Genomic DNA, 14,304 nt, shown 5'->3' with positions numbered 1-14,304 from the left:
TCCTAGAAGAAATTGATCAGATTGCGGATTGCCTCCTGTGGTGACAGCTTCTCGTAGAGGATCTGGTAAACCGTATGTGCGATGGGCATATCCACCTTGAAGCGGTTGTTTAACTCGTGGATACATTTGGCTCCATAGTAGCCCTCGGCGATCATCTCCATCTCCAGCTGTGCGCTCTTCACCGAGTAGCCCTTGCCGATCATGGCCCCCAGGGTGCGGTTGCGGCTGAACTGCGAGTAACCGGTGACCAGCATGTCGCCCAGATAGTGCTGTTCTGCGATACAGCGCTCCATGGGTAGCACTCCGTTGAGAAAGCTCGACATTTCCTTGGCGCAGTTGCTCATCAGCACCGCCTGAAAGTTGTCGCCGTAGAGCAGTCCCTGGCAGATGCCGGCCGCGATGGCGTAAATATTTTTTAGTACTGCGGCGAGCTCAATGCCCACCACGTCGTCAGAGATGCGAGTCTTGAGAATCCGGGAGTTGATTGCCTCGGAGAGAAGAACAGCCTTGTTTTGGTCTTTGCTGGCCACCGTGAGGAAGGAGAGGCGCTCGAGAGCTACCTCCTCTGCATGGCAGGGGCCTGAGAGCACACCGATGTTCTCGAAAGGAATCTTGTAGTTGGCTGCCAGGAACTCGCTCATCACCACGTTGTCGTTGGGAATGATTCCCTTGAGGGCGGAAACCACGAATTTGCCTCGGAAGGAGCTGTTCCAGATACGGCGGAAGTATTGCTTCACATACGGGGAGGGGATGGCCACGATGATGGTGTCGGAGTCCTTTATCGCCTTCTCTATGTTGGAGTAGAAGGTGATTTGTGCCAGGTTGAATTTGACATTGGTGAGGTAGGAGGGGTTGTGCCCCAGCTTGTAGAACCCCTCGATCTGATCGTCGCGGCGGATGAACCAGTTCATGTGCTTCTGGTTCATCAGTACCATCTTGGCGAGTGCCGTTCCCCAGGTGCCGCCACCCAGGATACAGATTTTGCCGATTGAATCCATGTTGTCTTGTTTCAGATTTTCAGGCCGTTAAATTGATGCGGCATGCTCTGTCCATGTTTTAACCTCCTCGGGGGTGGGATTGTTCAGTCCCAACTTGAACTTTTTGTTCATCCCACAGATCTCCTGGTGCAGCTTATTGGGATTGAGTTCTCTGAGGTTCTCTAGCTGCAGGTAACCAGCTTTCTGTAACAGGGTTGCCCACTCTTCGGGGATGCCTGCTTCAGTGTAGCGAGTGAGGGGATCTCTCTTCACTGTTTTCTCCGGACGCATCATCGGGAAGAGCAACACCTCCTGGATGGAGGTCTGACCTGTGAGCAGCATTGCGAGTCGGTCCATGCCGATACCCATGCCGGAGGTGGGAGGCATTCCATACTCCAGGGCACGTAGGAAATCCTGGTCGATGAACATCGCCTCGTCATCCCCCTTCTCGGAGAGGCGCAGCTGCTCTTCAAACCGTTGCCGTTGGTCGATCGGGTCGTTCAGCTCCGAGTAAGCGTTGGCAAGCTCTTTGCCGTTGACCATCAACTCGAACCGTTCGGTCAGCTCGGGATTGTTGCGATGCCGCTTGCAGAGGGGTGACATCTCGATGGGGTAGTCGATGATAAAGGTGGGTTGGATATAGTTGCCTTCAGCCTTTTCACCGAAGATCTCATCAATAAGCTTCCCCTTGCCCATGGTCTCATCCTCTTCCACGCCCAGCTCACGGCACACATCCCGCAATTGCTTTTCATCCATCCCGCTGATATCGATGCCGGTATGCTCCCTGATCGCATCGATCATGGTGACACGTCGGTATGGAGCCTTAAAGTCGATTTCATGATCTCCCACCTGCACCTTCGTGGTACCCAGCACCTGCAGGGCCACCTGTTCAAGCATCTGCTCTGTGAATGCCATCATCCACTTGTAGTCCTTATAAGCCACATAGATCTCCATCACCGTGAACTCAGGGTTGTGGGTGCGGTCCATCCCCTCGTTGCGAAAGTTCCGTGAGAACTCGTAGACCCCCTCAAAGCCTGCCACAATCAGCCGTTTCAGGTAGAGCTCATTGGCAATTCGAAGGTAGAGGTCGATGTCGAGTGCATTCATATGGGTGATGAACGGGCGAGCGGCTGCACCACCCGGGATGTTCTGCAGCACAGGTGTATCTACCTCGAGATACCCCCTTTCGTTGAAGAAATTACGCATCGCATCGAAGAGGCGGGTGCGCTTCAAAAAGATATCTTTCACCCCGTCATTCACCAGTAGATCAACATATCGCTGACGGTAGCGCATCTCGGGATCCGAAAATTTGTCGAAAGTTACCCCATCTTTCACTTTCACAACCGGTAGTGGTTTGAGTGACTTGGAGAGGATGGTCATCGATTCTGCGTGTACAGAGATCTCACCGGTCTTGGTGCGGAAAACGTAACCTGTAATACCGATGAAGTCTCCGATATCGGTGAGTTTCTTGAAAACGGTGTTGTAGAGTTCTTTATCCTCTCCGGTGCAGATGTCGTCGCGGGTGATGTAGACCTGGATGCGTCCCTGGGCATCCATCAGCTCCACGAAAGAGGCTTTGCCCATGATACGGCGTCCCATGATGCGACCGGCAATGCTTACCTGACGGCGTTCAGCCTCGTCTCTGAAAGCATCTTTTATCTCTGTGGACCAGGCATTCACCTCATAGAGTGCTGCGGGATAAGGTTCTATTCCCATTTTTCGCAGTTCGTCAAGGCTTTGGCGGCGAATGATCTCCTGTTCGCTAAGTTCTAAATTGTTCATACGAATTTGTTCAATAGTTTTGGTGGGTTTGCCTTCGACTGGGTAGAGGTATTCAGCAGGAAGCCCGTATACGCCATCGTGGGCAAAAGACCAATGTGGAAAAATGCATACGCAACGGCGAAGCAAAAATCTGTGCAAAAGTACAAAATATTTCGCTAAGAAGCATATTTTCCTGTTGATTCCTCCCCTTCAAAGGTACTTGAGGAAGGTTTACAAAATAATTATGGAAAAATTTCCTCAATATTGCCGGAATGCTTACATTTGTCCTATGTAACGTACAGAATATCTTGAAGAATAAGGAAGGTATGGCAATGCAATAAGCCTGCAGATCGGATACATGCTATTACCTGATGCGTTGTTTGTTGATTAATTGTACTTTTATGAAAACACAAACCGATGTTTTGGTCTTCGGTGACCACCTCGATGAAATCGTTGAGTGAGATAGATCTCATCATCTTCTGCACACCGCCTGTCAACGTAGAATCTGTTGAGACGTCTGAAACATGAAAACAGTTTGATTGAAACAGATGAATGCACAACAACTGAACCAATTGATTCAAGGAACGATTCTCCTGGAAGGGAATGTTTCAACACGCTACACAAAAGCGTTCGCCTCAGACCTTATGAGCGATGTGCTCCGTTTTCAAATGGAGCAGACCGTGCTGGTAACTGGTCTTTGCACCATACAGGTGCTGCGGACAGCCGAGATGTCCAATATTACCTGCATCATCTTTGCTCGTGGCAAACGGGTCACCCCTGACATGTTAGCACTTGCGGAGGAGCATCACATCACCCTGATCGAATCTGCGCTGACCCTCTTCGAAATATCGGGGCGACTCTATCAGGGTGGATTGGAACCGGTGTACCGATGAAATTCTGTTATGAGATAAAGGGAGGTGACTTCAGTGCCGGTGGCAGTGCCAGCTCACAGGTGAAGAAGACGCTGAAGCAGTTCAACATCGCACCTCAGGTGCTTAGAAGAATTGCAGTAGCCCTCTATGAGGCGGAGATGAATGTGGTGGCTCACGCATGGAGGGGTAGTATGTGCGTGGATATCAATATCGATCATCTCAATGTGGTGATCGAAGATGAAGGCCCCGGCATTGAAGACATCGAACGGGCGATGGAGGAGGGGTTCTCTACAGCTACGGAGGAGGTGCGACAGATGGGTTTTGGTGCCGGTATGGGGTTGCCTAACATCCGGAAAAACAGCGATGAAATGAAGCTTACCTCCACCCCCGGCATCGGTACGAGGCTTGCATTGACAATCAGATTTTAATCCTTCTATTGAAACATGACAAGGATGTGACAAACAATGAGAGAGAAAAACTACACACACTCCATTCAGATTGACCGGGATAAGTGTATCGGTTGCTCCCACTGCATGCGTGTCTGCACCACACAGGCGATACGCATCATAGAGGGTTGTGCCGTGATACAGCCTGAGCGCTGTGTGGATTGTGGAGAATGTTACCGCGTATGTCCCCAGCATGCCATCTATGCCATGGATGATGGACTTGCTTCTCTCGCTGCTGACCACTATCGGGTGGCGCTGGTTCCCTCCGTCTTTCTCGGCCAGTTTCCGTCCGATTACTCTGCCACAGAGGTGCTGGAGGCAGTGAAGAACTGTGGCTTTGATGAGGTACGTGAAGTGGAGCAGGCGGTGGACTTCATGAAAGAGGCTTACCGGATAAGAGCCGGCAAGCAGCTTCCCCGGCCACAGATCAGCTCCTACTGTCCCGCTGTGGTGCGGTTGATACAGGTGCTTTATCCATCGCTGACATCGCACATCATGTTGTTGAAGGCTCCCCACGATATTTCCGCACTTTACTTGCGCCTTTACAGAGAGCGAGAAGAATTTGATTCCCGCAAGCTTTCGCTCTATTATATAACCCCATGTGCCGCCAAGACAGTGGCAGCACGTGCTCCTGTTGGGGAGAGTGCTTCACTTATTGATGGTACGGTGAATATGAAGGAGATCTACAACAAAACGCTCGCCACCTTGTTGGCCCGAAAAGAGAAGGGTGGTCGAAAGCATGTGGCCGATATGAGTCCTGATTCAGTCTGCTGGTCACTCTCTGGTACCGAAAAACACTATTTCCCGGGTAGAAGCCTGGCCATCGACGGCATGGAGAATGTGATCGATTTTCTGGAGAAGCTGGAATCGGGCCATGTATCAGACATCGATTTCCTTGAGATGAGGGCGTGCGACCAGGGGTGCGCCGGGGGAATCCTCTGTCCCGGAAACCGATTTCTGACAGTAGAAAGACTGGAACAACGACAGAAAAGACTCCAACAGCTCAAAGATCAGCAGGAAGGACGTGTAGAAAACAGACTTCTGGAATACAGTGAGATGTTGCATCCCCTCTCAGGGGTGGAACCGGTACATCCCCGCGACGGGCTACTTCTGGATGAGGATATGGAGAAGGCGCTGGTGAAGCTGCAGCGTATCAGGAGGTTGATGAGCTACTTCCCGGGTTTTGATTGCGGTGCTTGTGGTGCTCCCTCCTGTAGGAGCCTGGCCGAGGATATCGTGCAGGGAAAGGCCAGCATCTCCCACTGCGTTTTCGTGCAGCGGGTGATGGAGAAGAATTACAAATTGAGTCCTGATCAGGCCTTCGTGGTGATAGAGAAGATTTGGGGAAGGGGCAGGCTCAATAAATACAATGATGCCAATGAAAACGAATCTTAGGCTGCTCGCCAAGGAGCTCGGTCTGACTTGCCTGGCAGGAGATGCTTTCCTCGACCGGACAATTGAAGGGGCATACGTCTCCGACCTGTTAAGCGACGTGATGGGGAAGGCAAACGCTGGGATGATATGGATCACCTCGCAAGTGCATCGTAACATCGTGGCGGTCTCCTCCCTCAAGGAATTGAGTGCCATCATCGTGGTAAATGAACGCCCGGTGGATCCGGTGGTGCTTGCACATGCCGAAGAGGAAGAGGTGGTGATACTCTCTTCGGGGTTGCCCGCTTTCGAGACGGCAGGTTTGGCATTTAACTTGATAAATGATAATTGAAAAATAATGCCCTGGTACAACGCCGATCTGCACATCCACACCTGTCTGTCGCCCTGCGGCAGCCTGGAGATGAGTCCCCGCCGCATTATTGCCCGTGCTTGCGAGCGTGGATTGCAGGTGATTGCCATCACCGATCATAACAGCACCCGCAACGTGCAGGTATGTATGGAGTGCGGTGCTGCCGCCGACATCATGGTGATCCCCGGTTGTGAGGTCAACACGCAGGAGGAGGTGCACTGTCTTTGCTACTTTCCTCACCTGGAGGCGCTGGAGCAGTTCCAGGAATACCTCGACCGGCAGATCTTCGACATCCCCCACGATGCGGGACGCTTTGGATACCAGGTGGCAGTCAATGCCGATGAGCAGATTGTGTTTGAAGAGTCCCGTTCGCTCTTCACCGGTATCCGTGACGGGATTGAGGCACTGGAAAAGGTGGTGCACGACCTCGGGGGGGTGTTTGTGCCGGCGCACATAGACCGGCAGGTATATGGTCTCCTTAGCCAACTTGGTTTCATCCCGCAAGAGCTGGCATGTGATGCACTAGAACTGTCGCGAAGGATCACCCCCGTCGCGTTTATCAGAAGTCATCCGGAGTTGGAGGGAAGAGGTTTTCTGCAGAGTTCCGATGCGCACCGTCCGGAGGATATTGGGTCTCTGCACACCCGTTTTCAGATGGAGCAAGCCGGGTGGGATTACTTTAGAAAAGCGCTCTTGGAGCAACGCTTTGAAGCGATGAATGTGCCACCAGTTAAAAAAGATGGTGGATGGTAACACTGGCAATGCATATGATCGATATCGTGCAGAATGCCATAAGGGCGCAGGCACATATGATCACGATCACGCTGGATGAACGGGATGATGAGTCGTTGCTTCTGTTCAGGGTGGAAGATAACGGCAGCGGCATGGGTCCGGAGACCCTGGAGCGTGTCACTGACTCTTTTTTTACCACCCGTACCACGCGGAGGGTGGGACTGGGAATCCCCTTCCTGAAGATGACTTGTGAGCAGACGGGTGGCACTCTCCGCGTCTCGTCGGCAGAGGGAGAGGGGACAACGGTTGAAGCACTTTATCGCACCGATAATCCTGACTGTCTGCCCCTGGGTGACCTGGAGGGGTCGTTGGTGCTATTGGTGATGGCCAATCCCACCATTCGCTTTCGCTTCATCTACCGGGTGGGGGAGGAGGCGTTCTCCTTCGACAGCGGTGAACTGCGGGAGCAGGGGATTAATCTGCAGCACCCGCAGATGATGGCACCGGTGAAAGATTATATAAGGGAGAATCTGAAGGAGCTCTGGCGGTATCGTGACCCGGCCAGCTACCTGTGCTGAACCTTCGGGAAAAAATGAAAATGATGAACAACACAACATATATTGATTGAATCTTAATGCTAATTATGATGGAAAAAAGAACCGGAATTAAAACACTTGCCGACCTGAAACGAATACAGGAGGAGGTGAGCAGACGCATCAGCCTGCGTGACAAGGCTGAAAATCCCGAGTCACTGGTACAGGTGAAGGTGGCGATGGCTACCTGCGGAATCGCTTCAGGAGCCAAGGAGGTGATGGAGTACTTCGTCCTGGAACTCGATAAGCGGGGCATCGATGCGGTGGTGACCCAAACGGGCTGCATGGGCTACTGCTTTGCGGAGCCAACCGTGGAAATCACACTCCCCGGAAGGGAGCCCATGGTCTTCGGCGATGTGAACCCGAAGAGAGCGGATGAGATCATCGAACGTTACATCAAGAACGGTGAGCTGGTAGATGGCATCATCCCCCAGAACTACAACACGATTGAATCTTAAATCATTTGAATGATACTGTTATGAGTCAATTTAAAATGCATTTACTGGTTTGTGCCGGCACCGGCTGCCACTCCTCTCAGAGTGACCTTGTGTATGAGATGTTGCGCGATGAGGTGCTGCGGAAACGGCTGGAGGGAGAGGTGCAGATCATCCGCACCGGCTGTTTCGGTTTCTGTGAGAAGGGACCCATCGTGAAGGTACTGCCCGACAATACGTTCTATACTCAGGTGAAGCCCTCCGATGCGAGGGAGATCATTGACGAGCACCTGATCAAGGGGCGTCGCGTGGAGCGGTTGCTCTACCTCGATCCCGAGACCGATGAGCATGTGCTGGATTCGAAGCACATGGGTTTCTACAAGAAACAGTTGCGCATCGCGCTTCGCAACTGCGGTACCATCGACCCGGAGAACATCGACGAATCGATTGCCCGCAACGCTTATCAGGCGCTGGGTAAGGTGATTACCGAACAGACCCCGCAGGAGACAGTCGACTTGATCAAGCGCTCCGGACTACGCGGACGGGGTGGTGCCGGCTTTCCCACCGGCCTGAAGTGGGAGATTGCCAGCCGCAACACTGCCGACCAAAAGTATGTGGTCTGCAACGCCGATGAGGGGGACCCCGGTGCATTCATGGACCGCTCCATCCTGGAAGGCGATCCTCACTCAGTGCTGGAGGCGATGGCGATTTGTGGCTATTGCATTGGTGCCACCAAGGGGTTGATCTACATTCGTGCCGAATACCCGTTGGCCATCCGGCGTCTGAAGGTGGCCATCGCACAGGCGCGCGAATATGGCTTGTTGGGTGACCAGATTTTCGGCACACCCTTCAGCTTCGATATCAGCCTCAAGTATGGTGCCGGTGCCTTTGTCTGCGGTGAGGAGACCGCCCTGATTCACTCCATGGAAGGTAAGCGGGGTGAACCGGCCAATAAACCCCCATTCCCCGCACAAAGCGGCTACCTGGGCAAGCCCACCAACGTCAACAACGTGGAGACACTGGCCAATATACCGGTGATCATCCTGAAGGGTGCCGAATGGTTTTCCGCCATCGGCACGGAGAAGTCGAAGGGCACCAAGGTGTTTGCCCTGGCGGGCAAGATCAACAACGTAGGACTCATCGAAGTACCTATGGGTATCACCCTGCGTGAGATCATCTACGAGATTGGCGGCGGCATCAAGAACAACAAGAAGTTCAAGGCTGTTCAGACCGGCGGACCCTCCGGCGGATGTCTCACAGAGAAGCATCTCGATACCCCCATCGACTATGAGAGCCTCACCGCGGCCGGCTCCATGATGGGCTCCGGCGGCATGATCGTGCTCGACGAGGATGACTGCATGGTCTCTGTGGCCAAGTTCTACCTCGACTTCATCGTAGAGGAGTCCTGCGGGCGCTGTGCCCCCTGCCGCATCGGCAACAAACGTCTCTATGAAACGCTGGACAAGATCACCCAGGGTAAAGGGAAACAGGAGGATATCGAAAAGCTGCGCAACCTGAGCCAGGTCATCAAGGATACCTCCCTTTGCGGACTGGGGCAGACTTCACCCAATCCGGTGCTCTCCACGCTCGACAATTTCATGCATGAATACATGGAGCATGTGCACGACAAGAAATGCCGCTCAGGCAAATGTCAGAACCTGCTCTATTACGTCATTGATGATGAAGACTGTGTCGGCTGCATGGCCTGTGTGCGGGTTTGTCCCGTCAACGCTATTACCGGTGCAAAGAAACAGACTCACTATATTCATCAGGATAAATGCATCAAGTGCGGTGCCTGTATGGAGAAGTGCCAGTTTGACGCCATCAGCCTGGTGAACGATTATCCCAGGGAAGCACCGGTGATGGCAGACGCATAGGAGGGATCAGTCAAATTAAAAATAAAGAACAGCAAACCGATAGCTGACAGCTAAAAGCAACAAAAGGAAAACATATGATACGATTGACAATAGATAAGAAAACGGTTGAGGTGGAACCGGGAACGACCATCCTGAAAGCAGCCCGAAAGGTGGGCGTGGAGATTCCAACACTCTGCCATTTCGAACTGTGCGACATGGGCATCGAGAACAAGCCGGGCGGATGCCGCATCTGCGTGGTGGAGGTCGAGGGACGCCGCAACCTGGCGCCCTCCTGCATGACCGAGGCACAGGAGGGAATGGTTATCAACACGCATAACATACGGGTACTCAACGCACGGACCACTGTGTTGAAACTGATTATCTCCGATCATCCGTTCGACTGCCTGGTCTGCGCCAAGTCGGGTGACTGCGAACTGCAGGATCTGGCCCGTCAGTTTGGCATCCGCACCGTGCCCTACGGCGGGGAACAATCGCACTACCGCAAAGACACCTCCCCCTCCATCATCCGCGATGTGGATAAGTGCATCATGTGCCGACGCTGTGAGATGATGTGCAACGAGGTCCAGACGGTGGGAGCCCTCTCGGCGGTGAATCGGGGCTTCATGTCGGTAGTAGCTCCCGCCTTTGAGATGAACCTGGAGGACTCTCCCTGCACCTACTGCGGCCAGTGTGTATCAGTGTGTCCCACTGGTGCGCTCACCGAGGTGGACCACACCAACGACATCATCCGTGCCCTGAGTGACCCGAAAAAGACGGTAGTGGTGCAGACCGCTCCGGCGGTGCGTGCCGCCCTGGGTGAGCTCTTCGGCCTGGAGCCGGGCACTCTCGTCACCGGCAAAATGGTCTCGGCGTTGCGCGAGCTGGGTTTCGACCATGTGTTCGACACCGATTTCAGTGCCGACCTCACCATTATGGAGGAGGGCACGGAGCTGCTACAGCGACTTCGCGGCCATCTGGCGGGCGACCCCAATGTGCGGCTGCCGATTCTCACCTCCTGCTGCCCCGGATGGGTCAATTTCTTTGAGCACAACTTCCCTGACCTGCTCGATGTTCCCTCCACCGCCAAGTCGCCGCAGCAGATGTTCGGCGCCATTGCCAAGAGTTGGTTTGCCGACAGGATAGGGGTGAACCGCAAGGATCTGGTTGTGGTCTCCATCATGCCCTGTCTGGCGAAGAAGTATGAGTGTCAGCGCGATGAGTTTAGCGTGGATGGCAACCCCGATGTGGACTACTCTATCTCCACGCGTGAGCTGGCCGCCTTCATCAAGCAGGCCAATATCGACTTCCTGAACCTGCCGGAAGATGATTTCGACGATCCGCTGGGTGAATCCTCCGGAGCCGGTGTCATCTTCGGCAACACGGGAGGGGTGATCGAAGCTGCCTGCCGCACCGCATATGAGCTGCACACCGGCAAGACGCTCAAGAAGGTGGAGTTTGAAGTGCTGCGCGGCATGGAAGGGATTCGTTCCGCCACGGTCGATTTCGACGGCTTGCCCCTGCATATCGGCATTGCCCACGGACTGGGCAACGCCCGCAAACTGCTCGATGAGGTACGCGAGGGTCATTCACAATACCATGCCATTGAGATCATGGCCTGCCCCGGTGGCTGTATCGGCGGTGGGGGACAGCCTTACCACCATGGCAAGAGTGAGATACTGGCACGCCGCGCGGCAGCCATCTACAGCGAGGATGAGTGCAAGACCATCCGCAAGTCGCACGAGAACCCATCCATCATTCGACTCTATCGGGAGTTCCTGGGTGAACCGGGCAACCACAAGGCGCATAGCCTGCTGCACACGGAGTATTTCCCGAAGACCAACGAGGTGACCATCAATATGCAGAGTTAAAAAAGAAATCGTATGAACCAGAAAATAAATTTAGCTCCCGAGGTGCTGGCCTACATGGAGAAGTTAAACGGAAGCGATGGTGTGGAGGTGGTTGTCAACCTCCCGAAAGAGAAGGTTGAACAGATCAATGAGATCTGCAACTCGTTCGACAATGATCCCCAGGAGCTGATCAACGTGCTGCACGAGACGCAGCACCTGTTCGGTTACCTGCCTGCGGAGGTACAGGATGTGATTGCCCACAACCTCCATGTTTCGGTGGCACACATCTATGGTGTGGTCACCTTCTACTCCTACTTCACGATGATCCCCAGGGGGGAGCACCCCATCTCGGTCTGCACCGGCACCGCCTGTTACGTGCGGGGTGCGGAGAAAGTGCTGGAGGAGTTCAAGAAGGAACTCAACATTAAGGTGGGTGAGACCACGCCCGACGGGCGCTTTTCAATCAACTGCCTGCGCTGCGTGGGGGCCTGCGGACTGGCTCCGGTGGTGTTGGTAGGGGAGAAGGTATATGGCCGTGTCTCACCCGACGGGGTGAAGGCAATCCTGGCTGAGTACAACAAGTAAAGGGTAGAAGCAGACAATTTAATCGCCTTCGGCGTGCTATTGCAAAGCGTTCGCTCTCTTTCCGTAACGGGGGGAGTTGCCTTTGTGGTGGTAACCAATCCGGTGGCCGATGGCCTGTAGCCTTTCATCCAGATAATCAAGCTCCTCTTCGTCGTTCCTGGCGGAGAGGGGCTTGTTTTCATAGAGGAAGTAATCATCCCGGTAGCGTGCCGGTGTGATGTTGGGCATCAGCACGTTGGCACCGACACTTATCGCCTCTTCCCGTCCTCCCTTGTCAATGGCCTGCAGGGCCGTGGTGGCGGCGATGTTGATGTCGGGCATCAGGATGCGCAGCAGGGCGATCATCCGCAGCGAGAGTCGTAGGCGTTTGCCGAGAGGTGGTAACCGGTGGCGTTCCTCCCAGAGAGGGGTCGCTGCATGCTCTATGTAGGGCCCCATGCCGCACATGTCGATATCCATCTGTTGCATAAAGAGCAGGTCGTCCGCAAGATCCTCCACTGTCTGGAAGGGGAGCCCGATCATGACGCCTGTCCCGGTCTGGTAGCCTGTTTTTTTGAGCGCCTCCAGTGCCCGGATGCGATCGGTGTAGCTGTGTTTCCCATCATCCGGGTGCAGCTGCCGGTATAGTTTTTCGCTCGATGTCTCGATGCGGAGCAGGTAGCGCTCGGCACCGCTCTCAAACCATCGGCGGTAGGTCTCTTCAGTTTGTTCACCACAGGAGAGGGTGATGCCGATCTCGCCACCGGTAACTTTTTGTGCGTCGCGAACAATCCGGTCGATCTTTTCCGTGAAAGCGGGTGAGGCAATCTCACCCGACTGGATGGCTACTGAGCCGAATCCCTTTTCATGTGCGAAGCGGATGGAATTGATTGCCTCTTCATGGGTAAGGGTATAGCGGTGTACCTCCCTATTGGAGCAGCGGATGCCGCAGTAGTAGCAATCTTTTTCACAGATGTTGGAGAGTTCGATCAATCCCCGCAGGTAGACATTGATGCCCACGTTTATCTGTTTCACTGCTGCTGCGTGAAGGAACAGCTCCTTTTCTTGCTCACCCTCTGCTTTGAGGAAAGATACAATCTGTTCGAACGACAGCTCACCATGCCCCCTCACTTCACTCATCCCTCCATTCATTGATGTCGTTGCAGTCATTGAAGATCGATCTCTGTTGCTCCTTCTGTGGCTTTATTTTGCTCTTTTCCTTTCTGTTTCTCAACATCGCTGTTGCCCGTTCGAAGATCCCATTCATATAAGCCAGTGTCATGCCATAGTTGGTCACCGGGATCCCGGCATCGATGAACGGACGTAGTCGGTTGATCAGCTGCCTGCGGGTCACCATGCATCCCCCGCACTGAATCACCAGCGCATATCTCCTTATGTCGGAGGGTAGAGGTGAGAGGCCTGAGACCACGGTGAAGTGCAGCGAGAGCCCGGTGAATGCCTGCATCAGTCGCGGGATTTTCACCCTGCCGATGTCGTCGCAGCTACTTTGGTGGGTGCAACTTTCCAGTAAAAGTACATGATCTCCCTCCTGTAGCTTGGAGATGTGCGGTGTCCCCCTCAGAAAGGACTCGAAATCACCTTTCTGTCGGGCAAAAAGGATACTGAAGCTGGTGAGCGGGACCTCCTCCGGTAACCGCTGTGCAACCTCACCGAAGACCTGGCTGTCGGTGATTGCAAGGGCAGGCTTGATGCCTTTGTCCATGAAGGCTGGCAGCTCGGTTTCCTTCAACACCACGGTGATGCAGTCATGGTCCAGGGCATCACGAATCGCCTGGTTTTGAGGCAGGATGAGACGTCCTTCCGGTGCCTCGCTGTCAATGGGGGTGATCATCAGCACCACCTCCCCGGGCTTCACCAGGTCGCCCATCAACGAGTTATTCCCTGGTGTCGTTTCAGGGATGATGCGCTTCATCGCTTCCACAACCTCCCTCCTGTGAGACTCATCGCCGGTATGCAGGTCGATGATCTCCGCCGATGAGTGATGCCGGATCACTGTTTCCGTGATGGTGGCGATCTTGTTGATGTCATTCTTGTTGTGCAGGATCAGATAGGGGAGATTCAACTCATTGAACTGACCGATCAGCTGCACCTCATACTCACCGAACTGGTTCCCCGCAATCAGCAGGAGGGCACAGTCCACCCTGCTGATCACTTCCCGTGACCGGCGGATGCGTTGTGCCCCGAGCTCCCCAAGATCATCAATACCGGCGGTGTCAATCAGCACCACCGCGCCGATGCCCGGTATCTCAAGCGATTTCTTCACCGGATCGGTGGTGGTGCCGGGCATCGGTGAAACGAGTGATACTTCCTGTCCGGTGAGCCAGTTGATCAGGGTGCTTTTGCCGGTGTTCCTCCGGCCGAAGATACCTATATGGAGCGTGTTTACAATCATTCTTGCGGTTATATCTTTACGTGTTTGAATTGAACAGCTTGAGAAATATGATGTTCGAGGTTCATCTC

Annotated in this window: 14 protein-coding genes; 10 read left to right on the top strand and 4 right to left on the bottom strand. The window is 53.8% G+C overall.

What is annotated here, in order from left to right; all coding sequences use genetic code 11:
- Positions 1-2 precede the first annotated feature (2 nt).
- Together JS578_05660 and lysS are read right to left on the bottom strand one after the other, a co-directional pair.
- Complete coding sequence (locus JS578_05660) at positions 3-998, bottom strand: NAD(P)H-dependent glycerol-3-phosphate dehydrogenase (protein ID QRX64716.1); 996 nt, start codon at positions 996-998, stop codon at positions 3-5.
- A 27-nt stretch (positions 999-1,025) separates the two neighbouring features.
- On the bottom strand, positions 1,026-2,759 hold the full coding sequence (lysS, locus tag JS578_05655; protein ID QRX64715.1) for a lysine--tRNA ligase: 1,734 nt from the start codon (positions 2,757-2,759) through the stop codon (positions 1,026-1,028).
- A 527-nt stretch (positions 2,760-3,286) separates the two neighbouring features.
- Between lysS and JS578_05650 the strand changes: the two genes are divergently transcribed.
- The 10 genes from JS578_05650 to nuoE all read left to right on the top strand — a co-directional run bounded on the left by JS578_05650 (position 3,287) and on the right by nuoE (position 11,844).
- Positions 3,287-3,631, top strand: a complete 345-nt coding sequence (locus tag JS578_05650; GenBank protein ID QRX64714.1) for a transcriptional regulator — start codon at positions 3,287-3,289, stop codon at positions 3,629-3,631.
- Positions 3,628-4,038: an ATP-binding protein gene (locus JS578_05645; GenBank protein QRX64713.1), complete on the top strand. Its 411-nt coding sequence runs from the start codon at positions 3,628-3,630 to the stop codon at positions 4,036-4,038. Before JS578_05650 ends, JS578_05645 begins: the two co-directional genes overlap by 4 nt.
- Positions 4,039-4,074: 36 nt before the next feature.
- Complete coding sequence (locus tag JS578_05640) at positions 4,075-5,451, top strand: 4Fe-4S binding protein (protein QRX64712.1); 1,377 nt, start codon at positions 4,075-4,077, stop codon at positions 5,449-5,451.
- Positions 5,435-5,779, top strand: coding sequence for a serine kinase (locus JS578_05635; GenBank protein QRX64711.1), 345 nt, complete (start codon positions 5,435-5,437; stop codon positions 5,777-5,779). The genes JS578_05640 and JS578_05635 overlap by 17 nt, the downstream gene beginning before the upstream one ends.
- A gap of 6 nt (positions 5,780-5,785) precedes the next feature.
- Entirely contained in the window at positions 5,786-6,550 is a 765-nt protein-coding gene (locus JS578_05630) for a PHP domain-containing protein (GenBank protein ID QRX64710.1), read from the top strand.
- Positions 6,544-7,107 carry an ATP-binding protein gene (locus tag JS578_05625; protein ID QRX64709.1) on the top strand — a complete coding sequence of 188 codons (564 nt, stop codon included), beginning with the start codon at positions 6,544-6,546 and terminating at the stop codon, positions 7,105-7,107. Before JS578_05630 ends, JS578_05625 begins: the two co-directional genes overlap by 7 nt.
- Before the next feature lie 68 nt (positions 7,108-7,175).
- Positions 7,176-7,580: a (2Fe-2S) ferredoxin domain-containing protein gene (locus JS578_05620; GenBank protein ID QRX64933.1), complete on the top strand. Its 405-nt coding sequence runs from the start codon at positions 7,176-7,178 to the stop codon at positions 7,578-7,580.
- A gap of 20 nt (positions 7,581-7,600) precedes the next feature.
- On the top strand, positions 7,601-9,433 hold the full coding sequence (locus JS578_05615) for a 4Fe-4S binding protein (protein QRX64708.1): 1,833 nt from the start codon (positions 7,601-7,603) through the stop codon (positions 9,431-9,433).
- Between the two features lie 74 nt (positions 9,434-9,507).
- A complete protein-coding gene (locus tag JS578_05610) occupies positions 9,508-11,280 on the top strand; it encodes an iron hydrogenase small subunit (GenBank protein ID QRX64707.1) in 1,773 nt (590 codons plus the stop codon).
- A gap of 12 nt (positions 11,281-11,292) precedes the next feature.
- Complete coding sequence (gene nuoE, locus JS578_05605) at positions 11,293-11,844, top strand: NADH-quinone oxidoreductase subunit NuoE (GenBank protein QRX64706.1); 552 nt, start codon at positions 11,293-11,295, stop codon at positions 11,842-11,844.
- Positions 11,845-11,880: 36 nt separating this feature from the next.
- Here the strand turns inward: nuoE and hydE are convergent, their stop codons facing one another.
- Positions 11,881-12,963 (bottom strand): [FeFe] hydrogenase H-cluster radical SAM maturase HydE, encoded by a 1,083-nt coding sequence (gene hydE / locus JS578_05600; GenBank protein QRX64932.1) that lies wholly within the window; start codon positions 12,961-12,963, stop codon positions 11,881-11,883.
- A complete protein-coding gene (gene hydF / locus JS578_05595) occupies positions 12,956-14,236 on the bottom strand; it encodes a [FeFe] hydrogenase H-cluster maturation GTPase HydF (protein QRX64705.1) in 1,281 nt (426 codons plus the stop codon). Before hydF ends, hydE begins: the two co-directional genes overlap by 8 nt.
- Positions 14,237-14,304 lie beyond the last annotated feature (68 nt).

This window comes from Dysgonomonadaceae bacterium zrk40, from assembly GCA_016916535.1.
Lineage (GTDB): Bacteria > Bacteroidota > Bacteroidia > Bacteroidales > Dysgonomonadaceae > Proteiniphilum.
Note: the sequence above shows the minus strand (reverse complement) of the source record. Positions and strands in the feature narration are given on the sequence as shown.